Below are 24,583 nucleotides of genomic sequence, written 5' to 3'. Positions count from 1 at the left end.
CCTCTCTCGTTGTTAAATCCCGTCTTTCTCCAAATCAGCAATCAATGTTTCGAAGGTAGCTTCTACTTGCTCCCACTCTTCGTCGTCTTCGATTGGCTGAAGCATGTCTGTACCGTCATAGCGCAGGAAGTGAACCTCGTACTCTTCTTCTTCCTCCTGATCGACTGGAACGAGCACCAGATAGCTGCGGTCTTCGATATCAAAAATATACATGATCCGAAAATCCCGCGGCTCCTCTGTTCCCTCTTCTGTCAGAGCAATCACGTCGCCTACTTCAAATTCTTCCATCATCTCTTCACTCACTTAGGGTCACCTCGATTTCGCGTCCAAAAATCCTTGCAGGATCAATGTGGCCGCCATTTTGTCAATTACTGTTTTGCGCTTTTGGCGACTGACGTCCGCAGAAATCAGCATACGCTCTGCTGCCATCGTCGTCAAACGCTCGTCCCACATGTGGACAGGAAGAGATGTCCGTTCCTCCAAAAGCTTGCCAAATGCCTGGCACATCTCGGCGCGTGGCCCGATTGTGCCATTCATGTTTTTCGGCAAGCCTACTACGAAAGCACCTACTTGATATTGCGCTACCAATTCCTGAATGCGGGCAAAGTCTTTTTCCTTGGACTGCCGCTTGATGGTCTCCACCCCTTGGGCGGTCCATCCCAGCTCATCGCTGACAGCAATTCCAATCGTCTTGTCGCCTACATCCAATCCCATCAATCGTGTCATGTTCAAGGTCTACTTGCGCTCGGACAAGTAAACGGTCACCAACTCTTCTATGATTTTGTCCCGTTCCAGTTTGCCAATCAGGCTGCGCGCGTTGTTGTGGCGAGGGATAAACGCCGGGTCGCCAGAAAGCAAGTAACCGACGATCTGGGTGATCGGGTTGTATCCTTTTTCTTGCAGGGCTTGGTAAACCTCTGTCAATGTTGCCTGCACTTCCGCCGCATTCGCTTCCTTGGGCACCGTAAACTTCATGGTATTATCCAACGAACTCACAATCAACACCTCGATTTCCTTCAAGACTTAAAGGTTGTATTGGCTTTTCGCTTCCATACTTTATTCGACCCGGATGGAACCTACTCCTTGTCGATTTTGCAAAAATTGTTGGCGGGATTTTCGTTATTTCGCTACTGCCTGGCTTTTGACAAGCTCCACTACCGCATCCAATGCTTCTTGCAGCTTGGAAGGATCTTTTCCGCCCGCTTGCGCCATGTCAGGACGACCGCCGCCACCACCGCCGCAACGAGTAGCCACTTCCTTGATAATTTTTCCGGCGTGAACGCCTTGATCCATCAGATCTTTGGTGACACCTGCTACCAGGTTGACCTTCTCGCCATCGACAGAGCCAAGCACGATGACAGCAGAGCCAAGCTTGTTCTTCAGCTCGTCTACCATGCCGCGCAGGTTGTCCATGTCAGAAGCGGATACGCGTGCAGCGAGCACGTTCATGCCGTCTACCTGCTTCAGCTGATCGGTCAGCGATGCCGCTTCGATGTTGCCCAGTTTCGCGCGCAACGATTCGTTTTCACGCTGAACTTCTTTCAGCTGCTGCTGCAAGCCTTCCACGCGCGCAGGCGCTTCTGCCAGCACAGGTGCTTTCAGCGCGTGAGCCACTTCTTTGAGCGTCGTGAACTGCTGGTTCAGGAACTGGTAAGCCCCGCGTCCTGTCACGGCTTCAATCCGGCGCGTCCCTGCGCCGATGCCGCTTTCGCTGACCAGCTTGAACAGTCCGATTTCCGCTGTGTTGTTGACATGGCAGCCGCCGCAAAGCTCAAGGCTGTAGTCGCCCACTTTGACAACGCGCACGACATCGCCGTACTTCTCGCCGAACAACGCCATGGCGCCCATTGCTTTTGCTTCTGCCAAAGCTTTGTTGGAGATTTCGACAGTCAGGTTCTCCCACACTTTTTCATTGACGATTGCCTCGATGCGCTCCAGCTCTTCTGCTGTGATCGCACTGATGTGGGTGAAGTCAAAGCGCAGACGCTCCGGTGCTACCAGAGAACCTGCCTGGTTGACATGCGTGCCCAGTACGTCTTTCAGCGCTTGGTGCAGCAAGTGGGTAGCTGTATGGTTTTTCGTAATCGCTAGGCGCGCTTCGCGGTTTACTTCCGCGCGGACCGTATCGCCTTTGCGCAGCGTTCCTGCTTCGACGATGACCGAGTGCACGTTTTGGCCCATTGGACCTTTTTGCACATCTGTCACACGGGCTTTGACGGAGTCGGACACCAAGTATCCTTCGTCGTTGATCTGACCGCCGCTCTCTGCATAAAATGGCGTCTGGTCGAGAATCACTTGTACAGTCTGGCCTTCTTCCGCTTGTTCAGCCAATTGGTTGTCGAAAATGATCGCTTCGACTTTTCCTGTTGCTACCAATTCAGTATAACCAACAAACTCGCTTGTAACCGTCAATTCGGACAATGGACCGCCCTGGATTTGCATGCTGTCCACGTCTTGACGGGCAGCGCGGGCACGCTCGCGTTGTTCCTCCATCGCCTTGTCGAAACCGTCGCGATCTACGCTCAAGCCTTGCTCGTTCGCGAAGTCTTCGGTCAAGTCAACCGGGAATCCGTACGTGTCGTACATTTTGAATACGTCTTGGCCGGACAGTTGCGTTTGACCGCTTTCCTTTGCTGCCTTCACCATGTCTGACAAAATAGCCAGGCCATCGTTCAACGTTTCGTGGAAGCGCTCTTCCTCGGCACGGATGACTTTTTCGATAAACGCGCGTTTTTCTACAACCTCTGGGTAGAACTCGCCCATCATCGTGCCGACTGTTTCTGTCAGGCTGTACAGGAACGGCTTTTCCACACCCAGCTTTTTGCCCATCCGCACAGCGCGGCGCAGCAGACGGCGGATGACGTAGCCGCGACCTTCATTGGAAGGAAGCGCTCCATCCCCGATGGCAAACACGACCGTACGCGCGTGGTCAGCGATGACTTTCAACGCTACGTCAAGCTCAGGGCTTGTCTTGTATTTCACACCCGAAATCGCGCTCGTTTGCTCGATCAGCGGGAACAGCAGGTCTGTTTCAAAGTTGTTGTCGACACCTTGGATAATCGACGCCATCCGCTCCAGCCCCATGCCGGTATCGATGTTTTTCTTAGGCAGTGGCGTGTAGGTGCCATCCGGGTTGTGGTTGAATTGGGAGAACACCAGGTTCCACACTTCCAGATAACGCTCGTTCTCGCCGCCTGGGTACAGTTCCGGGTCGCTTGGATCGTTGCCAAACGCTTCGCCGCGATCGTAGAAAATCTCTGTGTTCGGGCCGCTCGGACCTTCACCGATATCCCAGAAGTTGCCTTCCAGACGAACGATGCGCTCCTCGGGAACTCCGATTTTTTTGTTCCACAGCTCAAACGCTTCCTCGTCTTCCGGGTGGATCGTGACGGAAAGCAGCTCTGGATCGAAGCCGATCCATTTCGGGCTGGTCAAAAACTCCCACGCCCACTCGATCGCTTCTTCTTTAAAATACTCCCCGATGGAGAAGTTGCCCAGCATCTCGAAGAAGGTATGGTGGCGAGCCGTCCGGCCAACGTTTTCAATATCGTTGGTACGGATTGACTTTTGCGAATTGGTGATGCGCGGATTGTCCGGGATGATGCGTCCGTCAAAATACTTTTTGAGCGTCGCTACACCACTGTTGATCCACAGCAAGGAAGGATCGTCGATTGGCACCAGGGGAGCACTCGGCTCAATGCGATGTCCTTTTTCCACAAAAAAGTCAAGGAACATCTGGCGAATTTGATTGCCTGTCAGCTTCTTCATCTGCATTCTCCTCTATTCTGAAAATAAATAAAAAAGCTCCCATCCCCTCAGGGACGAGAACTGTTTTTCTCGCGGTACCACCCTGCTTACAGGCTCTCTTGCACGCCAAACGGCGCGACAGCCTGTCGCTTTATGGGCATCTAACGGTGCCAACCCGCCGGTTTTTGCCCGGTCTTAGGAGTAGCCTTCCGTTGCACTTCTTCTGAGCGCCCTCTCAACCGTGAAGCGCCCTCTCTGTAGAAGGTTTGCAGCGTACTCGTTCCCTCATTGATCAAGCCTGTACTCATCTGTTCGTATTATAAATTTTTTTCCTGACCCATGTCAACTTTCATGCATCATCACAGCGATTCGGCTGATGACAACTTTGCAAACGGCGAGTACGGGCACAGCCACGATCAGCCCGATAATCCCTCCGATCGTCTCCCCGACAAGCAAGGCCACGATAATCGTCAGCGGATGCAACTGCAAGGAGCGCCCCACGATGTTCGGCGACAGGATGTTGCCTTCCAGCACTTGAATGACGAGATTGACGGCGATCACGAACAACAGCATTTTGGTCGAAATCGTCAGCGCGACGACAATCGCAGGCGCCGCCCCGATCAATGGCCCGATGTAAGGAATGATGTTCGTCAAACATACCACAGCGGCGAGCACGAACGGATACGGCATGCCGATCAGCCAGTAGCCGAGATAAGCCAGCACCCCGACGACCAACGCAACGATCATCTGGCCGTGTATGTAATTCCCGAGCGATTCATTAATGTCCCGCAGGACGACCAACACTTGTTTGCGGTACGGCTTCGGAACGATGGACATGCCTGTTTCGTGCAGTTCCTTCATGTCTTTTAAAAAATAGAAGGCAATAAACGGGACGATCGCAAAGGCAAACAGCTTGCCCAGCGACTGGCGGGCATTGTTGACAAGCTTCGTTACAGAGTGGGACATCCCTTCCTGCGACTGGATAATTACCCGATCCACCCCGTGGGAGATACTGTCTGGCAAAAAGTATTTGTGCGCCTCCCATTCGCTCATCCACGTGTAGTACCAGTCCATCAGCCGCGGCAAGTCATCGGACAGCTCCACGAGTTGATTGGTAAAGACGGGAATCGCGTTGATGACCGCAATCGTAATCACCAGTACAAAGGAAGCGTAAATCAGCAGAACGGCCATCAGCCGCGGGACTCTGCGCTTTTCCAGCAGCTGCACGACCGGATGAAGCAAATACGCAATGACCAGACCCAATATAATGGGAATCAGCACTTCCTCCAAAAGGGCGAACAACTGCCCGAGGACCGAACGGAGCATCCACAGCAGATTGCCGATGACGAGCAGCGCAATCAACCAGAGAGCAGCCGCAAAAAGGCGGCTACGCCGCAATTCATCCACGAAGGACACCTCCTCTCCATTTCCATTAGGGTGTGTTCTTCGTACAAAATTCATGTAACCTATTGACACCTTCCAAGCATCGATAGTAGTATGGAGTTACAAGAGGATATCTCCAAAGGGGAGTAGCTTTTTCGCAACATAGTCGTCATTACGGGAGAAATCCCCGGCTATGTTGGCAACATTTTTCTAATGTTGTAAGCAAGACCTTTGCCTAACAGGTAAAAGGTCTTTTTCTGTTTTCAAACGACCTTTGCCTGTCCAGGGAAAGGTCGTTTTCTTTTGTGCCCCTTTACATACAATATGGGAGGTATCTAGAAAACGGCCCGGTGGATGACTCATTTTTCCAAACAGGAAGAGGAGGAGGAATTGAACATGGAACTATTGTTACAACCTGAATTTTGGTCGGCGCTGCTTGCGATCATCGTCATCGACCTGGTCTTGGCCGGAGACAACGCGATTGTCATCGGGATGGCTGCGCGCAACCTTCCAGCCCATCAGCAGAAAAAAGCGATCATCTGGGGAACGGTGGGCGCGATTATTATCCGGGCTTTGGCAACACTCGCAGTAGTGTGGCTGCTGAAAATTCCGGGCTTGCTGCTCGTAGGTGGCTTGATTCTGTTGTGGATCGCCCTCAAACTGCTCGTCTCCGATGACGGTCACGAGAATATGAAGGCAAGCGGAAGTCTTGGCGCAGCGATCTGGACGATTATCGTGGCGGATACCGTAATGGGTCTGGACAACGTTATCGCTGTTGCCGGTGCCGCACATGGCGACTTTCTTCTGGTGATCATCGGACTGATCATTAGCGTTCCGATCATGGTCTGGGGAAGCACGATGATTTTGAAATTCATGGAGCGTTTCCCTGTCGTGATTTACGTCGGTGCGGGCGTCCTCGCTTACACGGCTGCAAGCATGGTAACGAGCGAGAAGTTTTTGGCCCCGTTCTTTACCGCTTATCCGTGGGTCAAATGGGTATTCATCGTTGCCGCTGTCGTCGGCGTCCTGCTGATTGGACGCATGAAAAGCCAGCAGCAAAAACGACTCGCCGAACAAAACTGACAAATAAACGTAGGCTCCGTCGCCATCCGTGCGACGGAGCTTTTTTCTGCACAAAAAAAAGCACCCGAACTCATACTATGTTCAGGTGCTTATGAACGTTCCTGTGAGCGTCATCCCCCGTTAACGGGTTACGGCGCGCATCAGCTTGCGCCCTGTCTTCAGCATGCGCGTCACATCACGCATGGAAAACGGCAGCTGATTCCAATTCAGTGAAAACCGACTGCGGCGGCGCGGAGCCATCAAATAGCCAATGACAGCCACAATTCCGCTTGTGGCAAGGACGCGCAAAAGGCTTCGTGTAAACAAGCGTGCCACCTCCAGTTGTTTTTCCTGCGTAAGCAGTTGCTACATGTTCAGTTGAGCAGAGACAGTTTGATCTTCAATAAACAGATCGTTGAGCGAATGCAAAGAACCGTCTTCTTCCACCTGGTAGACAGAAGCAATCTGCTCGTTGGAAACGCTCATTTCTATAAAGCAATTCCAGCAGTAGTATTGATTGGTTCCAATCTTCCCTACGTCTTTGGAACTGCAGTTCGGGCAAATGACACGCATCACGCTTTTCCTCCCTTATCACGCCTGGATACGAACAAAGTCCGGCACGATCAGGTTTTCTTCCCCGATGATGACGGAAGCTGGGGCAGACAAACGCTTGCGACCTTCTGTCACGTCCGCAAACCAGCCATTGGACAGTTCGTACCCTACAAGTTTCTCCCAGTTCGCTGAAAAGTAAACATCTTCCAGCCTGCCAAGGAGTTCTCCGGAAGCGGTAATGACCGCTTTTCCTTTTAGCTTTGATTTTCCCGTCACGATGCCGACAGGCTCAAATCCGGCGAGATGAGGCAAGGGCGTGATTGCGTTTTTACCCGATACGGTAAGGCAGGATTCCCCTACCGCATGAATCTGTTCGGTAGGAATGTAGGTGCCAGAATGGAACCAACCCTGTTCGCTCAGCAAGACTCCTCGTACATGCCAAGTGGAGTCGCAAAGAATGTCACGAACGGTGCCGAGCGTCTCTCCCGTCTGGAGGCAAACTACTGGCAAACCGACTGCATCCATTGCCTTGCGCATGTGGGACATCCCCCTTCCGCTCCTTTAGTATCGGGCGAAACGGACATGTCCATTCGGCGCAAATGGTTCCAGCTTTCAATCCTGCTTGAGCCGTTCTTCCAAAAAGCTGTACCGCACGCCTTCCTCGTCCGTTTCCACGGCTGCGCGAAAAGCATCTGGCTCCCCGCACATAATGAGGAAAGACTTGCTCCGGGTAATGCCCGTATAAACGAGCTTGCGCCGCAGCATCCGGTAATAGCTTTTGACAAACGGCATGACTACGATCGGAAATTCGCTCCCCTGTGATTTGTGTACGGAACAGCAGTAGGCAAGCGTCAACTGATGGTAATCGGAACGCTTGTACACCACTTCCCGATTGTCGAAGGCAGCGACCAGCATTTCCTGGTTTTCTGCGTTCTCATTCGGGAAAAAAATCGCAACAATTTCACCCATATCGCCGTTGAACACCTGTTCCTCAGCATTATTCACCAGTTGCAGGACTTTGTCGCCAGTGCGAAACGTCGTGTCCCCGAAGGTCACTTCCCGTTTTTGCGGCGTCTTTGGATTAAACAGCTCCTGCAACTCTTCATTCAACCGGTTCACCCCGGCATTTCCTTTATAAATAGGTGCCAAAACCTGTACATCTTTTGCCGTATATCCTTTTTTTACGGCTCCGGAGCAAATTTGTTTCACTGCTTCCGGAACTTCTTGTGGCGAACTTGTGAAAAATCGCCGATCCGGTGTCGTATCGAGCAAATCTGCCGGGACGTTGCCTTTGCGCACATCGTGGGCGAGCCGGATAATCGTCGACTCCTCCGCCTGCCGATAAATCTCCGTAAGCTGGGCCAGCGGCAACAAGCCGGAGCGGATCATATCGAGCAGGACGTTTCCCGGGCCGACGGACGGCAGCTGGTCGGGATCGCCGACCATAATAATTTGCATCTCATCCGGTACGGCGCGGAACAACTGGTTCGCCAGCCAAATATCGACCATCGACATTTCGTCCACAATCAACAGCCTGCCGCGAATCGGATGCTCGGCGTCGTGCTCGAAGCTCTCCCCTTTGTAGCCGAGCAGGCGATGAATCGTCATGGCTGGCAAGCCAGTCGTCTCCGTCATCCGCTTGGCAGCCCGTCCGGTTGGCGCAACGAGCAAGATCGGAAAAGGATTTTCTTCGTTGTATTTTTTCAGGTCGAGTGACAGGCCGTGCAGCTGCGAAAAGACGCGGCAAATCCCGCGAATTACCGTTGTTTTCCCCGTTCCCGGTCCCCCCGTCAAAAGCATCAGCCCGGATGTAATCGCCTGCTCGATCGCGTCTCGCTGCGTCTGGGCGTACGTGATGCCCAGTTCATCTTCCACGGCTCCCAGCGCACGGTAAAATTCAGAGGTAGGAAACGAGCCGAATGAGTCCCGCTGCGCGAAATGACGCAGCCTTTTGGCCAACCCAAGCTCGGCAAAAAACAAGGAGGGCAAGTACACGCGCTCGTCTTCCCAGGCAATTTTGCTCGCGACAAACATGTCCTCGACCGCACGGGTAATGTCTTCTGCGACAAACAGATGTCCGCCGCATTCCAAAAGCAGTGCCAATGTTCTTTCGCAAAGCTCTTCGATCGGCAAATAAACATGGCCTTCCGAATAAGACGCTTCCTGGAGCACAAACAGCGCCGCTGCCTTGACGCGCTCTTCCGAAGATGCGGCTATCCCGGTAGCACGCGCGATATCGTCCGCCCGCTTGAAGCCGATCCCGACGATATCTTCGATCAGCCGGTACGGTTCTTCCTTGAGCACGGTCATCGTCTCCAGCTTGTACGTCTGGTAAATTCGCAACGCCATGTTCACGCCAATCCCGAAGTCGTACAAAAATACCATCGCGCTTTCCAGCGAACGATGCTCCAGCACAGACTCGTAAATGATTTTGGCGCGCGATTCGGAAATCCCTTGAATTTCTGCGAGCCGCTCCGGATAATCGGCGATAATCGTCAAGGCATCTACGCCGAGATGTTCCACGATTCGTTTGGCCATTTTTTTCCCGATGCCCTGAAACAGTCCACTGGCCAAATACCGCTCCACGCCCGACAATGTCTTCGGCGTCTCTCGCTCGTATCGCTTCGCCACGTACTGCTGCCCGAAGCGAGCATGCGTTTTCCACTCGCCGTAGAAGGTGTATAGCTCATCCGGATGAGGACGAGGGAAGTTGCCGACAATAATGACTTCTGATTCCTTGATCGCTTCAGTAGTCTCCTCTATCTTTAGACGAATAACTCCGTACCATGTTTCTTCATTGTAAAAAATTTCTTGTGAAATAAATCCGCGAATATAGTTTTCCGCAAACAGGGAGATTGATTGTTGTTCTTCCATCTCACCTTCTCCTCTCTTGCTTGCTCCAAGCACGTTCAAAGTGGCACGAACAGAAAAATCCACTTTAACAGGGAAAGTGGATTTTTCTCGCAGTCATACGTTTTAAATTGTAAAGCGTTTTACTTGGTCTGACAACTGTTCAGCCATTTGCGCCAATGTTTCCGCAGCCGCCGTCATCTCTTGCGTCGTCGCGGTCTGTTGTTCGGACGCTGCCGCTACCTCTTGCGTATCTCGTGCCGCCGTGTCAGCCAGCTCCGCAATTTTATCCGAGTGCGCGACCAGTTTGACCGTATCGCGATGAATCCCTTGGGCCGCCTCGTTCATCCGGTACACTTGCTGACTGACATCCTGGACGGCCACCAAAATTTGCTGGAAGCTTTCTCCGGCGATGGCTACTCCGCCTCTGCCTTCCTGGACGGCTTCGGTTGTCGTTCCCATCGCGTGCACCGCATCCAAAATATCGGTATGAATCGCATGGATCAGCGAAGCAATTTCTTCTGCCGCATGTCCTGACTGTTCTGCCAGCTTGCGTACCTCTTGCGCAACGACTGCAAAGCTTTTTCCTTGTTCACCTGCGCGGGCAGCTTCAATCGCTGCATTCAGCGCAAGCAGATTGGTTTGATCAGAAATTTGCCGGATGATCGTAATAATTCCAATAATTTTTTCCGATTGCATTCCCAGTTCCCGGATGACTTGCTCTGTGTTCCTCGCATGATTTGTGATCTGATCCATTTCCTGAACAAGTTCTTTCAGCTTGCCTTCGCCATCTTGCGCCAAAAGGAACGCCTGCGTCGCATCCGCATTGACCCGCTCCGTGGAAGAGGCGATTTCTTGGATATCGCCGCCGATGTGCGACAAAGATCGAGTGGTATCCGATACGGTCTGTTTCTGCTGCTCCGAGCCCATGGCGATCTCGGTTGAAGCAAGCGAGATTTGCTCGGCAGCCCTGGCACTCTCTGCTGCACTCGCTGTCAACTCCTCGGATGCCGCCGCAACCTGCTGGGAGACACGCTGCACTTCACTCAGCATTTTACAAAACACTTCCATCATCTCGTTGTACATAGCTGACAGCTCGCCAAGCTCGTCCCCCGAACGGATTTTCGCACGCTTGGTCAAATCTCCCGTCTCGGCCATTTTCATCGCTGCGACCAGCTCTTTCAGCGGACGAACCAGCCTGCTGACGATAAAAATTCCGGTAGCCAGAGCCACGATTGCACTAATCAGGTTCAAAAGGAACATCATCGGACGGCTGCTCTCGATCGTCGCCAGCAAATCGTTCTGGTAGCTGCCAATCGCGAGAATCCAGCCGTTCGGCAACTCTTCGTACACGGTCAACTTCGTGGCTCCCTGGAACTCATACTCCAGCCAGCCGCTCTTTTTCGCCAGCATCTCTTGCATGAACGCTTCGCCCGCGAGCGATTTGTTTTGCACGTTCGGGTCCGGGTGGAAGATCGGGACTCCGCTGGCATCCGCGATATAGGCATAGCCAACCATGCCATTCGGCTTATAGTAGCTCTCTGCCACCTCGCGAATGATCTCGTCAATTTTTTGTCTATTGCTGTCGCTGATCGTTGTGTCCTGGGTGTAGGGAACCAGCTCCCGGGCCTTCATTTGGGTTATGTATTGCAAATCGGAAACGGTCAGTCTGTAAACCGCATTCCGTGCGTTTTCAAACTGGATGTACCCGACTACCATCAATGGAAGCATGGTCAGGAAGAGAATGGTAAGCACCAGTTTGTAGCGAATCGAGATACGTCTGGCAATCATGAATAATTCCTCTCCTTTTGCTGGACGAAAGCGCTTTCGTTCTTCCGGCCTGGTTCTACGGAATCATTCTAACATTGTTATCCACTATTAACCACAATTGCCACACAATTAGAAAATTTGGAGCGAAAAACAAAAGCAGATTGCTTTTTTTGCTTGCAATCTGCACCGAACTGTTATCTGATTTTTTTCCTTTTATTTCCTCATTTTCCATGTGTGCTGTGGTACGCTGCGCCGTCAGCTCACTGTTGTCGACGACGTAGGGGCATAGCTGACAATTTCCAGTACAATGACGGTACTGAGTGCGATCGTTTGCCCCGACGGCACGGTAATGTCCAGCTTCCCTACTCCCGATCCACCCGGAGTATAAGTGGTAAGCCCGCCCATTTGCATGATCCCGTTAATGTAGACGTTATAGTAGCTATTGTTTGCCGGAAGTGTCGGGAGAGAGGTAGCCGTTGTACCCGCATCCGTTTGAAAGTCCCCTACATTTATGGTCAACGTCGCCGGTCCGACGACAAGAGCCAATGTTCTGCGAAAAAAGCGCGTCACGGTCGGAACCGCATTCGTTGTCGTCGTAGCTGTGACCACGATCTTCAGTATCTCAAGCGCCATCATCCGTCCTCCTTTTCGTTGCTACTCTATTTTATTGAGCAAGCTGCGAAGAAGTGTTGGACAAGTGACGTAATCATCCGCCTTATTTTCCGTCGCGAACGAACGCTACGATGCGGCAATGGCAATGAATTGCAGGACGATGCTCACATCTTTGCCTGGAGGCTCTTTTGTCAGCAGCCGCAGTCTGCCTTTGGCTACTTCATAGAGGACAGGAGGCTGGATCATCCCGTTGATAAACAAGTTCACCAACGAAACGCAGGCAGGATCAAGAATCCCGCTGGTCGTGTACGGCAACCAGGCGTCCTCGTCGGTGTAGACCCGCTTTGTCCCATCCGCGATCGCACAAAAGTAATGACAGTCCGCTTTCAGATGCGTTTGCTTTTGCTGCCTTTCTTGCTTTTCCAGCTCTGGCTCCGCACAAAGTCTGGTCGCCTTCTCTGCTTCGATTTTTTTCGCTTTTGCCTCAGATGCTTTGTCCGTGAACATACTCTCACCTTTTTCAACCGACGTCAGTAGTAGCGTATGTTTGCGAAAAGCCGTTGGAATCCGGCAGGCAACCATTTTTTGGACAGGAAAAAACCGCTCAGGGACATAGCCCAAGCGGTTCGTTTGTCGTTGAAGGCTATTTGCTTCGGGCGAGACGGCTCACGATTTGCGCCACGGCCTGCGCCGCCTGTTTTGCTTCTTCTACCGTGTTGGTAATGCCAAAGCTGAAGCGGATGGCGGATCGGGCAATCTCATCGGCAAGCTTCATCGCCACGAGTACATGCGACAGTTCCAGCGACCCGGACGTGCAGGCAGAGCCACTCGCAGCTGCGATGCCAACCAAGTCGAGGTTCATCAGCATCGTCTCGGTGTGAACGCCAGGGAAGCTGACATTCAAAATATGCGGGAGCACATGCTCGGGATGACCGTTTACATGGTAAGCGATGTTCGCCTCTTGCCAAACCGCGAGCATGACTGCCTTCATCTGCTCGTATTTGGCTACCCGGTCCGCCCTCTCCTCTGCGGCAACCTTCGTCGCTTCTGCAAAGCCGACGATTCCCGCCAAATTCTCCGTTCCCGCCCGGCGCTTGCGCTCTTGGGAGCCGCCGTGCAAAATCGGAGACACCGGAATCTTGCGTCCGAGGTACAGGGCGCCAACGCCTTTTGGCCCGTTGATTTTATGCGCGGACACGGACAGCATGTCCACAGGCAACTCGCTCACTTGAAACGGCAGCACGCCAAATGCCTGAACGGCGTCTGTATGAAAAATAATGCCTTTTTCCCGGAGGAAGTTCCCGATCTCTACGATGGGTTGAATCGTTCCCACTTCGTTGTTGCCGTACATGATCGACACAAGCACCGTATCGGGACGAACAGCCTGCTGCAAGTCTTCCATGCGGACAGAGCCTGTCTCATCTACGGGCAAATACGTGACGTCAAACCCTGCCTGCTCCAAATACTCGCAAGCGTGCAGGACGGCATGATGCTCGATTTGCGTCGTAATGACATGGCGGCCGCGTTCGCGCTGGGCCATCGCCCCGCCGATAATCGCCATATTGTCCGCTTCCGTGCCGCCGCTCGTAAAAATGAGCGATTGCGCTTCGGCACCCATGAAGCTGGCAATCGCATCCCGCGCTTGCTCCAATGCTTTGCGCGCCTCGCGACCGGCACCGTGGACACTGGACGGGTTGCCGAATACTTGCGTCAAATACGGAGTCATCGCTTCCAGCACTCGCGGATGTACCGGAGTCGTGGCAGCGTGGTCAAAATACAACATGTCAGACACTGTGTCACCTTCTACTAGCTTGGTAGCTGTTGCTTAAATGTAAAACATATAGTTATCGGAATGCCCGTCGTCTTCGAAGCTGATCAAATCCTGAAGCGAAGTCGCGTCCAGCACCGCAGAAATGCTGTCGCGAATGCGCAGCCACAGATGGCGTTTGGCCGGATCTTCTTCTTCTGCAAACTCGACCGGACTGATCGGTCCTTCCAGTACGCGGATGACGTCGCCTGCGGATATTTCGTCCGGCTGTTTCGCCAGCACGTAGCCGCCGTAAGCTCCGCGAATACTTTTCACCAATCCTGCGTTGCGCAAAGGCGCGATCAACTGCTCCAAATAATGCTCGGACAGGTCGTGCTTCTGGGCAATGCTGCGCAAGGAAGTCGGCCCTTCCCCAACACGGTTGGCCAGTTCCATCATGATCGTCAGTCCGTAGCGTCCTTTCGTAGAAATCTTCACGTAGCAACTCTCCTCTTATTCTTGGGTTTACCCACTCCCTTAGCTTACATGACTTGAGCGTCCTGGGACACACTAGCATCTTAGGGGGTGAAAGCAAAATGGCGACAAACAAACGCTCAGAACGAGGACGCAACCACCCGTCCGACACGTTGTACGAACAGCCTGCGGGCACCATTGCCCACAAAGCCCGCTACGGGGCGAGCGAACAGAGCAAACAGCCGAACGAAAACGGTGACTTGCCGAACAAACCCGGCGGAGACGTCCGCACCTAACTTCACCCTCCCCCTTTATTCGGGGGAGTTTTTCTTCGGCAATCCACGGTTATCCAGCTTTTGTCTCTCTTCCTGAAAACGCCGGATATGACGCTCATAGCCAAAGTCCTTTGGCTGGTAAAACGAATAATGTACACCGTCAGGCAGATACTGTTGGGGCACATAACCGTACGGATAATCGTGCGGATACAGATATCCCTGACCGTGTCCCAGCTTGGCTGCGCCCTTGTAAGCCGAGTCTCGCAAGTGGATAGGAACCTGCTTGTGGCCGTCGGTGCGAATCCGGTCCAGCGCAGAGTTGATCCCGTTGTATGCGGCATTGCTTTTCGGAGCTGTAGCCAAATACGTCGTCGCTTGCGCCAGCGGGATTCGTCCTTCAGGCATCCCCACCAATTCTACCGCTTGGAAGCAGGCTACCGCAACCGAGATCGCCTGCGGATCGGCATTTCCAATATCCTCGGAAGCCGAGATGACCAGTCGGCGCGAAATAAACCGCGGGTCTTCTCCGGCATCGATCATCCTCGCCAACCAGTACAGCGCAGCATCGGGATCGGAACCGCGTATCGACTTGATAAAAGCGGAAATCGTGTCGTAGTGGTTGTCGCCGCTTTTGTCATAGCGCACGGCGCGGCGTTGGATCGACTCGACCGCTACATCGAGCGTTACGGTCACTCTCCCGTCCGCTCCGGGCGGCGTCGTCATCACAGCCAGCTCCAAGGCGTTCAGCAAACGTCTGGCGTCTCCTTCTGCATACTGGATCAAATGCTCCGCCGCTTCCTTCGTCACGTTGACAGACAGTTCCGCCAATCCGTTCTCTTCATCTGCGAGCGCGCGATCCATGACCTGCTGCAATTCCTCGTGCGAAAGCGACTGGAGCGAAAACACTTGCGAACGCGACAACAGCGCCGGATTGACCTCGAAAAAAGGATTCTCCGTCGTCGCCCCGATCAAAATGATCGTGCCTTCCTCTACATAAGGAAGCAGCGCATCTTGCTGGGACTTGTTGAAGCGATGAATCTCATCGACGAACAAAGTCGTGCGCTGGTTGTCCATCACGAGTCTTTCCTTGGCCGCCTCAACGACTTTGCGAATGTCCGCCACTCCTGCCGTTACGGCGTTCAACTCGGAAAAATGCGTGCGGGTCGTCCGGGCAATCACTTTTGCCAAGGTCGTTTTTCCCGTCCCGGGCGGCCCGTAAAAAATGAGCGACGATACTTGATCGGCTTCAATCGCCCGGCGCAGGAGCTTGCCTGGCGCGAGAATGTGGGATTGGCCGATCACTTCCTGGATCGTCTTTGGACGCATGCGTGCAGCGAGCGGCTTTTGCTTGCTGCCGCCCTCTTCTTCATAAGCAAACGAAAACAGATCGTTCATGCTACCCTATCCTTTTATCGGCTGCCAGTCCAGCAAGTCACGCACGACGACGCTGGCCAAAATCAGGCCCGCTACGGACGGAACAAACGCGTTGCTCGCTGGAGGCTGCCGCACTTTGCTAATCGGTGAATCCGGGTTGGAAACGATTTTCTCACGCACATCCGTGCGCACGTTTACAGGAATCTCTCGTGAATAGACGACCTTGACGCCTTTGTAGATGCCTTTTTTGCGCAGCTCGCGGCGAATGACCTTGGCGATCGGATCGTAGCTCGTCTGGGAAATATCCGCTACTTCAAACCGGGTCGGGTCCATTTTGTTGGCAGCGCCCATGCTGGAGATAACCGGGATGTTGCGGCGTTTGGCTTCCTGGATCAGATGCAGCTTGGCAGACATCGTATCCATGGCGTCTACGATATAGTCGAGTTCATGGGCAAACAACTGCTCATATGTCTCCTCGTTGTAAAACATGTTGAGCGTCACGACTTCGCACTCGGGATTGATCGAAGCGATGCGCTCCTTCATCAGTTCTGCCTTTTTTTGTCCAATCGTGTTCAGTGTCGCATGAATTTGCCGATTAATGTTCGTGATGTCAACGGCGTCCTTGTCCACCAGCACAAGCTTGCCTACACCTGTACGCGCCAGCGCTTCCACTGTAAAGGAACCGACACCGCCGACTCCGAGAACCGCGACGCAGCTATTTTTCATTTTTTCCAAACCTTCGGGACCGAAGGCCAATTCGCAACGGGAAAATTGATGAAGCATCGTTCGTTTCACCTTTCATTCGCAAGTAAGATAATTGTCAATCGGAAAAGTAGGAATCACAAAGAAAAAAGGAGCCCCATTATGCCGTGTAGCTCCTTAGTTTTGAACCTGCTAATCGCAGGTGGGTGTCTTGCCCAACTGTTACAGACGTCCACTCGACGGAGGCATGCCTTTACAATTGCGGACGAAAAACTCCCTGAACAAACTTTGTGGCTCAAAACTATCGGATGTCACGAACATCGCAGGGCTTTGTAGATAGTATTACCAATGTATCAAACAGCAATGCAGTTGCGCAAGTCGATTACGCTTCTACCTTTTCTTCTTCTGTCACGATTGTTGCAATCGACAGCTCTTGCAGTTGTTTCGGAGCTACTACATCCGGCGCGTTGACCATCAGGTCGCTCGCACTTGCCGTTTTCGGGAACGCGATCACTTCACGCAGGTTGGTACGGCCAGCCAGGAGCATGATCAGACGGTCCAGACCGAGGGCGATTCCGCCGTGTGGAGGTGTACCGTACTCGAATGCATCGAGGAGGAAGCCGAATTGCTCATGCGCTTCTTCCAGTGTGAAGCCGAGCGCCTTGAACATTTTTTCTTGCACGTCGCGTTTGAAAATCCGCATGGAACCGCCGCCCAGTTCGTAGCCGTTGAGCACCATGTCGTACGCTTGCGCACGGATTTGGCCCGGATCGGTGTCGAACAGGTGCAGGTCTTCGTCTTTTGGACGAGTGAACGGATGGTGCAGGGCCACGTAACGTTTGGCATCCTCATCCCACTCTACCAGCGGGAAGTCTACAACCCAGAGGAATGCGAACTTGCTGTGGTCGATCAGGCCAAGCTCCGCGCCCAGCTTGGAGCGCAGTGCTCCCAATGCGTCTGCAACCACTTTCGGCTTGTCGGCTACGAACAGAAGCAGGTCGCCTTCTTCCGCTTCGAGACGCTTTTTCAGCTCGGTAATTTCTTCTTCTTTAAAGAACTTGGCAATTGGTCCTTTTACTTCGCCATCTTTGAAGCCCATCCAAGCCAAGCCTTTTGCTCCGTAGCGGGAAGCGAATTTGCCCAGATCGTCTGCTTCTTTGCGGGAGTAGTGACCGCAGCCTTTTGCATTGATCCCTTTTACTTGACCGCCGCCAGATACGACAGAAGCGAACACTTTAAAGTCGCTGTTGACTACGAGGTCGGATACATCTGTCAGCTCCATGCCGAAGCGCACGTCCGGTTTGTCAGAGCCGTAGCGTCCCATAGCTTCCGCGTAAGTCAGACGAGGGAATGGCGTCACGACATCCACGCCGATCGTTTGCTTGAACACGTGAGCGACCATTTTTTCCATCATCGGCAAAATTTCGTCCATCGACAAGAACGACGTCTCGATGTCCACCTGGGTAAACTCAGGCTGGCGGTCAGCGCGCAAGTCTTCGTCGCGGAAGCAGCGGGCGATCTGGTAGTAGCGCTCCAGACCGGACACCATCAAAAGCTGCTTGAACAGCTGCGGGGATTGCGGCAGGGCGTAAAACTCGCCTGGATGCACACGGGACGGCACGAGGTAATCGCGGGCGCCCTCTGGCGTGCTCTTGTTCAAAATCGGTGTCTCTACTTCCAGGAAGCCGTTCTCGTCCAGGAAGTCGCGGAATGCTTTCGCCGCTTTGCTGCGCAGGAACAGGGAACGTTGCATTTCCGGACGGCGCAGGTCGAGGTAGCGGTATTTCAGGCGAACTTGCTCATCTACTTCGATGTCGTCTTCGATTTGGAACGGAGGCGTTTTCGCGTCGTTCAAGATTTGAATGTCGGAAATATGAACTTCGACTTCGCCTGTTTTCAGCTTCGGATTGATTGCTTCAGGCGCGCGGTTGACTACTGTTCCTTTTACGACCAGAACGTACTCGCTGCGCACTTTGTCAGCCGCTTCCCAAGCCGCTTTGTTGTGCTCCGGGTTGAATACGATCTGCACGATTCCCGTACGGTCGCGGAAGTCGATGAAAATAACTCCGCCGAGGTCTCGGCGCTTTTGTACCCAGCCGTTCAATACGATTTCCTGTCCTACGTGTGCAGTTGTCACTTCACCGCAGTGTACGGTGCGATATTGCCAAGACATGATGATTTCCCCCACTTTTGCTTTGTTTTGTTTGTTAGTTGTTGCCTTGTACTTTTGCGGCAAGCGCAGCTACGAAATCAGCCTGTTTCAGCTCCTGCTGTTCGCCTGTTGCCATTTCTTTCAGAACGACGGTACCGTTTGCCAGCTCGGATTCTCCGATGATGGCCGTAAAGCGGGCCGAGAGGCGATCAGCCTGTTTCAGCTGCGCTTTCATTTTCCGGTCGAGGTAGTCCAGTTCGGCAGCCACGCCTGCTTGACGCAGTTGGTCGACGAGAATAAAGGCGCCTTGCTTGGCTTCCGGTGTCTGTACGACGACGAAGCAGTCAATACCGCCGCTAATCGGCAGCTGCACGCCTTGTTTCTCCAGAGCGAGCAGCAAGCGCTCGATGCTCAGTGCGAAACCGATGCCTGGCATATCGTCGCCGCCCAGCTCTGCAACCAGACCGTTGTAGCGTCCGCCGCCGCAAAGCGTTTCCACCGCGCCGATTTCCGCCATTTTGATCTCGAAAGCCGTCAGCGTGTAGTAGTCCAATCCACGAACCAGACGCGGATTGACATGGTACGGAATGTCGAGAGCAGTCAGGTAGCCTTTCACTGCTTCGAAGTGAGCTGCCGATGCTTCGCTCAAGTAATCCAGAATGGAAGGTGCGTCTTTGGTCAATGTTTTGCATTTTTCGTTTTTGCAATCGAGCACGCGCAGCGGATTGCGATCAATCCGGGATTGGCAATCCTCGCACAGCTCGGAGCGTACGCCGTTCAGATGCGCCAGCAAATGCTCGCGGTGGCGAGCGCGGTCTTCTACGGTGCCGACGCTGTTCAGCTCGACAGACAGCCCTGTCAGGCCAAGCTCCTGATACAGGCGAATGGCGAGGCCGATCACTTCTGCATCAATCGCCGGGTCGCTCGAACCGATCGCTTCTGCCCCGAATTGAACGAATTGGCGGTAGCGTCCTGCTTGCGGGCGCTCGTGGCGGAACATCGGCCCCAGATAGTACAGCTTGGTAGGCTGGTTGGGCGATCCGTACAGCTTGTTTTCCACGTAAGAGCGTACGACGCCAGCCGTCCCTTCCGGACGCAGCGTGAGCGCGTCGTTGCTGCGCGGATTTGCTACGCTGTACATTTCCTTTTCCACGATGTCCGTCGTCTCGCCAACTCCTCGCTGGAACAACTCCGTGCTCTCGAACAGCGGCGTGCGAATCTCCGCGTAGTTAAAGCGGCGGCACAAATCGCGGGCTTTTGCCTCTACGTAGTGCCACAACTCTACGGTACCTGGCATGATATCCTGCGTACCGCGGGGAATCTGGATTCTCGTCATTCCTCTCGAACCTCCATGTCTTTTGAAAAACTTGGGCTACGCCAAACCTCCAGGATCAAAGGACCTTTTCTATTTAGCCAAATAAAAAAGCCCCTCGCCTCCTGACATTTAGCAATTCGCCACATGTCAGGGACGAGAGACTGGTTATACTCCCGTGGTGCCACCCTGTTTGAACAGCCTTGTGTATCAAAGGCCATCCCACTTGATTAAGCCGTTAACGCCGGCGCACGCCTGCCAGTTACTGAAGGGAGAGGATTGCTCCTCGCTCGTTCACTGCGGTCTTCAGGGATGTCATTCACCAAGTCGTGATACGAAAGCACTCTCAGCCACGGCGCTTTCTCTCTGGTTATCCGGTTCGTTGGGTACTTGTTCCCGTCATCAGATCTGATTGTATCCAAAAGCTTAATGTGAATCATAGCAAACCAGCCAGCAGGCGTCAACAGGCGCTCCATAAAACTTTTTTTACTATGGTTTGCCGCGCGTTCAGCCTGCACCTGCGCTGCTTTTTTACGTAGTCGTTGCCCCTGCGTAGACTTCATCCAGATCGTGCAGCTTGTTTTCCACCAATGTTTTGTACGTGTCGTTGTAGGTTTTCGGGTCCTTCGGATTCGGAAAACGCTTCAGCTTGCCGCTGCCCGGCGCCATCAGCTTGGAAACCGCCCCGCAGCCAAGGCCGAGAATCGTCTGCACTTCTTCCATGATCATGATGTTGTAGATGCTTTCCTGCCCCGGTTTCGCATAGCCGACATTCTCCAGGTTACCCAAAATGTTTTTTTGGCGATACAAATAATACGGATCGTAGCCGTTTGCTTTCGTCCAGGCAGACGCCATTTCCATCATTTTGCCGATTTCGTCGCGACTGGCTACCTTGTAACGCTCCTTGTTCTGGGTCATTTCCGAAGCTCTCTTGAAGGAGAGCGTGTGCACGGTAAGCGACGCAGGCATCAGCTTTTCCACTTCTTCCAGACTGTGCGCCAGCTCGGCTACGCCCTCGTTCGGCAGCCCGATAATCAAGTCCATGTTGATATTGGTCAGGCCCATTTCCATGGCGAGATGGTACTTCTCGATCGTCTCCTCCACGGTATGGTGCCGCCCGATTGCTTTGAGCGTCTCTTGTGTAAACGATTGGGGATTGATGCTGATCCGGTCGACTTCCCACCGTTTCATCACATCGAGCTTTTCTGCCGTAATCGTATCCGGCCTGCCCGCTTCGACAGTCAACTCGCGCACGCCGTCCATGTGCGGGAAGCTGCGGTGCATCGTCTCGAACAGCTGGTTCATATCATCGGCGGTAATGCTCGTCGGCGTTCCTCCCCCGAAGTAGATCGAAGTAATTCGCTGGTCGTTTCTCGTCAGCCACTCGCCCATCTTTTCGATCTCGTAATGCAGTCCTTCGAGAAACGGATTGACCGAAGCCGTATGACTGCGGATCGCGTAGGCAGGAAACGTACAGTAGGCGCACTTCGTCGGACAGAAAGGGATGCCGATGTACACCGACAGCTCGCGGTCGATCTGGTACAGATCAGGCACGACGTGAAGCTGCTTGTCGACGATCTCCTGGAGCAGCTCCAGTTTGTACGGACGCAAAATGACATCCTGTTGCAGCCGCTTGTGCGCCTCTGCTTTCTCGACACCTGCCACGTTCAGCTGATGGAGCAGTTTGGTCGGACGGATTCCCGTCAAGATTCCCCAGCCTTGTTCGATTCCCGTATATTGTTCCAGCATGAGCAACAGCGTGTAGCACAATGCCTGCTTCGCTGTTTTGCGCATCGCCTTTTCATCGCGGGAAACGTACTCCCGCCTGACCTGGCGGCTGAGTCGAGTAGTTTTGTCATCCAGTTCTCCCGACGCCACTACACCCGAGCTGTCAGTGGCAAGCGCGAGCCTGATTTGCATATCGGCAGCGCCATCCCACTCCGAGACAAAAGCTAACGCAGGGTCTTCGTAAAACAGCGCAAGAATTAAGGAGAGTTCGCGTTCAAACGCGTGTCCCTCGCATTTTATTTGAATCATATGTGCTCACCTGCTTATTTAAAATGCCACACTCCATCATAGCTGACAGGCACAATCGCGGTCAACAGAGCGGATGGGCGGCATCTCAGGCGATTACTTCCTTTTCGGGTGTGATTGCGGCAAGTCTCGCATATTGACATAAAAATCTTGGGACATTTCTACATTTTGCCGTGACGATTCTTTCGCCAAATCGTCATGAAAGTCGACGGAAAAAAATTGTCGATTCAAGCCTTGCGCAAACGTTTCCTTGTTTGACTGCCTCACTGCAATTCCTCCTGCGTTTTTGTGGCTCTATCTGTTCTAGTATGGCCTTTTGCAACAAATTGCAACCAGCGGCACCTGGCAAAAGCTTTGTCGCTTCTTGCAGGAAAAACGAGAAACTGGCGCGAAGTGATTGTGTTGGCAAAAACATGAAAGAATCGACGCTTCGCCTCCCTCGCATTTTATCTGGAAAGGATGTCAAAAACGTGCTGTTACGTCAAAAAATCCTGGGGTCGCTCCTGGCTATCGCTTGCGCCATCTCCCTCCCCGTTTCAACTGCCTGGGCCGCCGGTTCTGTTCAGGTCAGCGTGGACAAGCTCAATGTCCGCTCCGGGCCGAGCCTTCAGGACGCTGTCGTCACCACGCTGCCAAACAAGACCGTGCTGCCTGTCATCTCTACCAAAAACGACTGGATTCAAGTCAAGCTGCATAATGGTCAGAGCGGCTGGGTGGCAAACTGGCTCGTCTCGCAAAACCAGCAGCCTGCACAAGCTCCGGCGAGTACGGCAGAGAGCACGACTACCAATCTCAACGTCCGCTCCGGCCCGGGCCAAACGTACCCGGTTGTGACGACGATCAACCCGGGAACCAAATACCCGATCGTGCAAAAAAACGGCGACTGGATCATGATTCAGCTAAATGGGACAAGCAAAGGCTGGGTGGCAGCCTGGCTGGTCAAGGACAGCTCATCCCCAGCGTCGCCAGGTTCCACGCAGGGAAGCGGAACTACTGCACCACAACAGCCAGGAGGCTCCGGCAATTCCGGGAGTGCCGTCACCCCGCCGAAGCCGACAGCCGTTCAAGGAGCAAGCCTGACACTGGAGTTCGCTCCCTACGTGTACCCTACGCCGGATGCCAGCGCTCCTGCCATCGGGCAGCTTCACGCTGGCGAGACGATCACGGTTTTATCGCAGCAAAACGGCTGGATTCAATTCCCTTACGATGGCGTCAACGCCTGGATATCAACGGACAGCAACAAGCCCGCGCAAGACACGACCACGTCTCCCGGACCAAACACCGATGTCAATTCCGGCTCGGCAAGCCAGCCGAGTCAGCCTGCCACACCTGCCGAACAGACAGCTACCGTGCAAACGGACGGGCTGAACCTGCGCAGCCAGTCCAATACATCCAGTGCGATTCTCGCTACGTTGCCTGTCGGCAGCAAGCTGAAGGTGCTGGAGAAGCAAGGCGAGTGGTATCGGGTGCAGACATCGGCCGGACAGACAGGCTGGGTAGCCGGATGGCTGGTCAGTGTCTCCGGACCAAATGTGCCGACACCAAGCGGGCCGTATGTCACGGTCATCAATCCGAATACGAACGTTCGCTCAGGTCCCGGTGCCGAGCACGGTTTGATTCGCCAAGTGCAGGCAGGGGAAAAATACAGCGTCGTGTCCAAAGAGGGCGACTGGTTCAAAGTAACGCTCAGCGATGGCTCGACAGGCTATATTGCCGGGTGGCTCGTATCGGCAAGCGGCGTGCCTGCCGTAATTCGCAGCCAAGATCTCGCCGGAAAGCTGATCGTCGTCGACGCAGGACACGGCGGCAACGACAACGGCGCAACCGGCAAAAGCTTTTCTACGCTGGAAAAAACCGTCAACCTGCAAGTTGCCCTGCTGCTGAAAAACAAGCTGGAGGCTTCCGGGGCCAAAGTCATCATGACGAGAGCCGACGACCGCAAGCTCACCTTGCAGCAGCGCGTGGATGTCGCCATCATGAACAAAGCGGATATTTTTGTCAGCATTCACCACAATACACATCCAAACACGGCGACCAACGGCTCCATCGTCTTTTTCTACTACCAAGGCAATTCCAGCAAGCTCGCGTCCCTCGTGCAAAACGAACTGGTGAAAGCGACGAGCTACAAAGATTTGCAATCCCGTTTTGGCGATTACTTCGTACTGCGGGAAAACTCCGTTCCGTCCATCCTGGCCGAGATCGGGTTCCTGTCCAACTACAACGAGGAGTTGCGCGTGCGCTCGGAGAAACAGCAGGATCTCGCCGCAGACGGCTTGTACAAAGGGATCGTCCAATACTTCAATACGCTGAACCCTCAGGGCGGCTGATTCCGGCTGCCAGACTGCGTAACAACGGGTTCCAAAACAAAACCCCCGTACCACGAGAGACGGACACACTGCTTGCGCGAATCGCCAGTGCGTCCCCTCCTTGGGCGGGGGTGTTTTCATTTTTTCGTAATAAGCAGTTTCACGCAAAAGAAAAAACGGTTGCCGCAGCAGCCGTTTTTCAGATATCTCGTAGTCTCAGTAACTCGGACG

At 53.5% G+C, this 24,583-nt stretch carries 23 protein-coding genes and 1 other RNA gene; 3 read left to right on the top strand and 21 right to left on the bottom strand.

Annotated features, from left to right (window positions below; translation table 11 throughout):
- Positions 1 to 12: 12 nt before the first annotated feature.
- From M2298_RS03710 to M2298_RS03690, 5 genes are all read right to left on the bottom strand, one after another.
- On the bottom strand, positions 13 to 303 hold the full coding sequence (locus tag M2298_RS03710) for a DUF1292 domain-containing protein (protein ID WP_005832492.1): 291 nt from the start codon (positions 301 to 303) through the stop codon (positions 13 to 15).
- Between the two features lie 6 nt (positions 304 to 309).
- On the bottom strand, positions 310 to 726 hold the full coding sequence (gene ruvX, locus M2298_RS03705) for a Holliday junction resolvase RuvX (RefSeq protein WP_122964184.1): 417 nt from the start codon (positions 724 to 726) through the stop codon (positions 310 to 312).
- A gap of 9 nt (positions 727 to 735) precedes the next feature.
- Positions 736 to 996, bottom strand: a complete 261-nt coding sequence (locus M2298_RS03700) for an IreB family regulatory phosphoprotein (RefSeq protein WP_063230247.1) — start codon at positions 994 to 996, stop codon at positions 736 to 738.
- A gap of 123 nt (positions 997 to 1,119) precedes the next feature.
- Positions 1,120 to 3,768 carry an alanine--tRNA ligase gene (gene alaS / locus M2298_RS03695; RefSeq protein ID WP_280648227.1) on the bottom strand — a complete coding sequence of 883 codons (2,649 nt, stop codon included), beginning with the start codon at positions 3,766 to 3,768 and terminating at the stop codon, positions 1,120 to 1,122.
- 321 nt (positions 3,769 to 4,089) lie between these two features.
- The gene (locus M2298_RS03690; RefSeq protein WP_173597455.1) at positions 4,090 to 5,154 is read right to left on the bottom strand and encodes an AI-2E family transporter; all 1,065 of its coding nucleotides are present in this window, start codon (positions 5,152 to 5,154) and stop codon (positions 4,090 to 4,092) included.
- Between the two features lie 372 nt (positions 5,155 to 5,526).
- Here M2298_RS03690 and M2298_RS03685 point away from each other — a divergent pair, with 372 nt between their 5' ends.
- Positions 5,527 to 6,213 (top strand): TerC family protein, encoded by a 687-nt coding sequence (locus tag M2298_RS03685; protein WP_122964299.1) that lies wholly within the window; start codon positions 5,527 to 5,529, stop codon positions 6,211 to 6,213.
- A gap of 120 nt (positions 6,214 to 6,333) precedes the next feature.
- On the opposite strand, the gene M2298_RS03680 is transcribed toward M2298_RS03685, so the two are convergent.
- The 9 genes from M2298_RS03680 to cymR all read right to left on the bottom strand — a co-directional run bounded on the left by M2298_RS03680 (position 6,334) and on the right by cymR (position 14,221).
- The gene (locus tag M2298_RS03680) at positions 6,334 to 6,528 is read right to left on the bottom strand and encodes a hypothetical protein (RefSeq protein WP_229049892.1); all 195 of its coding nucleotides are present in this window, start codon (positions 6,526 to 6,528) and stop codon (positions 6,334 to 6,336) included.
- Positions 6,529 to 6,558: 30 nt separating this feature from the next.
- Positions 6,559 to 6,765, bottom strand: a complete 207-nt coding sequence (locus M2298_RS03675) for a hypothetical protein (protein ID WP_005832479.1) — start codon at positions 6,763 to 6,765, stop codon at positions 6,559 to 6,561.
- An 18-nt stretch (positions 6,766 to 6,783) separates the two neighbouring features.
- The gene (locus tag M2298_RS03670) at positions 6,784 to 7,281 is read right to left on the bottom strand and encodes a PRC-barrel domain-containing protein (protein WP_122964188.1); all 498 of its coding nucleotides are present in this window, start codon (positions 7,279 to 7,281) and stop codon (positions 6,784 to 6,786) included.
- Positions 7,282 to 7,356: 75 nt separating this feature from the next.
- Positions 7,357 to 9,618 carry an SF1B family DNA helicase RecD2 gene (recD2, locus tag M2298_RS03665; protein ID WP_217022423.1) on the bottom strand — a complete coding sequence of 754 codons (2,262 nt, stop codon included), beginning with the start codon at positions 9,616 to 9,618 and terminating at the stop codon, positions 7,357 to 7,359.
- A 102-nt stretch (positions 9,619 to 9,720) separates the two neighbouring features.
- Positions 9,721 to 11,385 (bottom strand): methyl-accepting chemotaxis protein, encoded by a 1,665-nt coding sequence (locus tag M2298_RS03660; protein WP_173597457.1) that lies wholly within the window; start codon positions 11,383 to 11,385, stop codon positions 9,721 to 9,723.
- A 234-nt stretch (positions 11,386 to 11,619) separates the two neighbouring features.
- Positions 11,620 to 11,997 (bottom strand): DUF4183 domain-containing protein, encoded by a 378-nt coding sequence (locus M2298_RS03655; protein ID WP_122964191.1) that lies wholly within the window; start codon positions 11,995 to 11,997, stop codon positions 11,620 to 11,622.
- 105 nt (positions 11,998 to 12,102) lie between these two features.
- Positions 12,103 to 12,483, bottom strand: a complete 381-nt coding sequence (locus M2298_RS03650) for a DUF4183 domain-containing protein (protein WP_173598614.1) — start codon at positions 12,481 to 12,483, stop codon at positions 12,103 to 12,105.
- Positions 12,484 to 12,619: 136 nt separating this feature from the next.
- On the bottom strand, positions 12,620 to 13,768 hold the full coding sequence (locus M2298_RS03645) for a cysteine desulfurase family protein (protein ID WP_173597459.1): 1,149 nt from the start codon (positions 13,766 to 13,768) through the stop codon (positions 12,620 to 12,622).
- Between the two features lie 33 nt (positions 13,769 to 13,801).
- The gene (gene cymR, locus M2298_RS03640) at positions 13,802 to 14,221 is read right to left on the bottom strand and encodes a cysteine metabolism transcriptional regulator CymR (protein WP_063230222.1); all 420 of its coding nucleotides are present in this window, start codon (positions 14,219 to 14,221) and stop codon (positions 13,802 to 13,804) included.
- 98 nt (positions 14,222 to 14,319) lie between these two features.
- Between cymR and M2298_RS03635 the strand changes: the two genes are divergently transcribed.
- The gene (locus M2298_RS03635; RefSeq protein ID WP_167470284.1) at positions 14,320 to 14,493 is read left to right on the top strand and encodes a hypothetical protein; all 174 of its coding nucleotides are present in this window, start codon (positions 14,320 to 14,322) and stop codon (positions 14,491 to 14,493) included.
- A 15-nt stretch (positions 14,494 to 14,508) separates the two neighbouring features.
- On the opposite strand, the gene M2298_RS03630 is transcribed toward M2298_RS03635, so the two are convergent.
- From M2298_RS03630 to M2298_RS03600, 7 genes are all read right to left on the bottom strand, one after another.
- Positions 14,509 to 15,867 (bottom strand): AAA family ATPase, encoded by a 1,359-nt coding sequence (locus M2298_RS03630; protein WP_122964194.1) that lies wholly within the window; start codon positions 15,865 to 15,867, stop codon positions 14,509 to 14,511.
- A gap of 6 nt (positions 15,868 to 15,873) precedes the next feature.
- Entirely contained in the window at positions 15,874 to 16,629 is a 756-nt protein-coding gene (locus M2298_RS03625) for a tRNA threonylcarbamoyladenosine dehydratase (protein WP_122964195.1), read from the bottom strand.
- 69 nt (positions 16,630 to 16,698) lie between these two features.
- Positions 16,699 to 16,880: non-coding RNA, 6S RNA (gene ssrS / locus M2298_RS03620), on the bottom strand.
- Between the two features lie 50 nt (positions 16,881 to 16,930).
- Complete coding sequence (gene aspS, locus M2298_RS03615) at positions 16,931 to 18,721, bottom strand: aspartate--tRNA ligase (protein WP_217022422.1); 1,791 nt, start codon at positions 18,719 to 18,721, stop codon at positions 16,931 to 16,933.
- Positions 18,722 to 18,755: 34 nt separating this feature from the next.
- Positions 18,756 to 20,036: a histidine--tRNA ligase gene (hisS, locus tag M2298_RS03610; RefSeq protein ID WP_173597460.1), complete on the bottom strand. Its 1,281-nt coding sequence runs from the start codon at positions 20,034 to 20,036 to the stop codon at positions 18,756 to 18,758.
- 507 nt (positions 20,037 to 20,543) lie between these two features.
- The gene (locus tag M2298_RS03605; RefSeq protein WP_280648226.1) at positions 20,544 to 22,049 is read right to left on the bottom strand and encodes a coproporphyrinogen III oxidase; all 1,506 of its coding nucleotides are present in this window, start codon (positions 22,047 to 22,049) and stop codon (positions 20,544 to 20,546) included.
- 93 nt (positions 22,050 to 22,142) lie between these two features.
- Positions 22,143 to 22,313 (bottom strand): hypothetical protein, encoded by a 171-nt coding sequence (locus M2298_RS03600; protein WP_167470285.1) that lies wholly within the window; start codon positions 22,311 to 22,313, stop codon positions 22,143 to 22,145.
- A 146-nt stretch (positions 22,314 to 22,459) separates the two neighbouring features.
- On the opposite strand from M2298_RS03600, the gene M2298_RS03595 reads away from it, so the two are divergent.
- On the top strand, positions 22,460 to 24,373 hold the full coding sequence (locus M2298_RS03595; RefSeq protein ID WP_429827580.1) for an N-acetylmuramoyl-L-alanine amidase family protein: 1,914 nt from the start codon (positions 22,460 to 22,462) through the stop codon (positions 24,371 to 24,373).
- Positions 24,374 to 24,583 lie beyond the last annotated feature (210 nt).

This window comes from Brevibacillus sp. 1238 (assembly GCF_029892995.1).
Lineage (GTDB): Bacteria > Bacillota > Bacilli > Brevibacillales > Brevibacillaceae > Brevibacillus > Brevibacillus parabrevis.
This window is presented reverse-complemented; position numbering and strand designations above follow the sequence as displayed.

Excerpts from the sequence above, each read along its gene's own strand:
- ruvX (WP_122964184.1), bottom strand. The coding sequence starts at position 726 with ATGACACGATTGATGGGATTGGATGTAGGCGACAAGACGATTGGAATT.
- alaS (WP_280648227.1), bottom strand. The coding sequence starts at position 3,768 with ATGAAGAAGCTGACAGGCAATCAAATTCGCCAGATGTTCCTTGACTTT.
- M2298_RS03685 (WP_122964299.1), top strand. The coding sequence starts at position 5,527 with ATGGAACTATTGTTACAACCTGAATTTTGGTCGGCGCTGCTTGCGATC.
- M2298_RS03675 (WP_005832479.1), bottom strand. The coding sequence starts at position 6,765 with ATGCGTGTCATTTGCCCGAACTGCAGTTCCAAAGACGTAGGGAAGATT.
- M2298_RS03670 (WP_122964188.1), bottom strand. The coding sequence starts at position 7,281 with ATGCGCAAGGCAATGGATGCAGTCGGTTTGCCAGTAGTTTGCCTCCAG.
- recD2 (WP_217022423.1), bottom strand. The coding sequence starts at position 9,618 with ATGGAAGAACAACAATCAATCTCCCTGTTTGCGGAAAACTATATTCGC.
- M2298_RS03660 (WP_173597457.1), bottom strand. The coding sequence starts at position 11,385 with ATGATTGCCAGACGTATCTCGATTCGCTACAAACTGGTGCTTACCATT.
- M2298_RS03655 (WP_122964191.1), bottom strand. The coding sequence starts at position 11,997 with ATGGCGCTTGAGATACTGAAGATCGTGGTCACAGCTACGACGACAACG.
- M2298_RS03650 (WP_173598614.1), bottom strand. The coding sequence starts at position 12,483 with ATGTTCACGGACAAAGCATCTGAGGCAAAAGCGAAAAAAATCGAAGCA.
- M2298_RS03635 (WP_167470284.1), top strand. The coding sequence starts at position 14,320 with ATGGCGACAAACAAACGCTCAGAACGAGGACGCAACCACCCGTCCGAC.
- M2298_RS03630 (WP_122964194.1), bottom strand. The coding sequence starts at position 15,867 with ATGAACGATCTGTTTTCGTTTGCTTATGAAGAAGAGGGCGGCAGCAAG.
- M2298_RS03625 (WP_122964195.1), bottom strand. The coding sequence starts at position 16,629 with ATGCTTCATCAATTTTCCCGTTGCGAATTGGCCTTCGGTCCCGAAGGT.
- aspS (WP_217022422.1), bottom strand. The coding sequence starts at position 18,721 with ATGTCTTGGCAATATCGCACCGTACACTGCGGTGAAGTGACAACTGCA.
- hisS (WP_173597460.1), bottom strand. The coding sequence starts at position 20,036 with ATGACGAGAATCCAGATTCCCCGCGGTACGCAGGATATCATGCCAGGT.
- M2298_RS03605 (WP_280648226.1), bottom strand. The coding sequence starts at position 22,049 with ATGATTCAAATAAAATGCGAGGGACACGCGTTTGAACGCGAACTCTCC.
- M2298_RS03595 (WP_429827580.1), top strand. The coding sequence starts at position 22,460 with ATGAAAGAATCGACGCTTCGCCTCCCTCGCATTTTATCTGGAAAGGAT.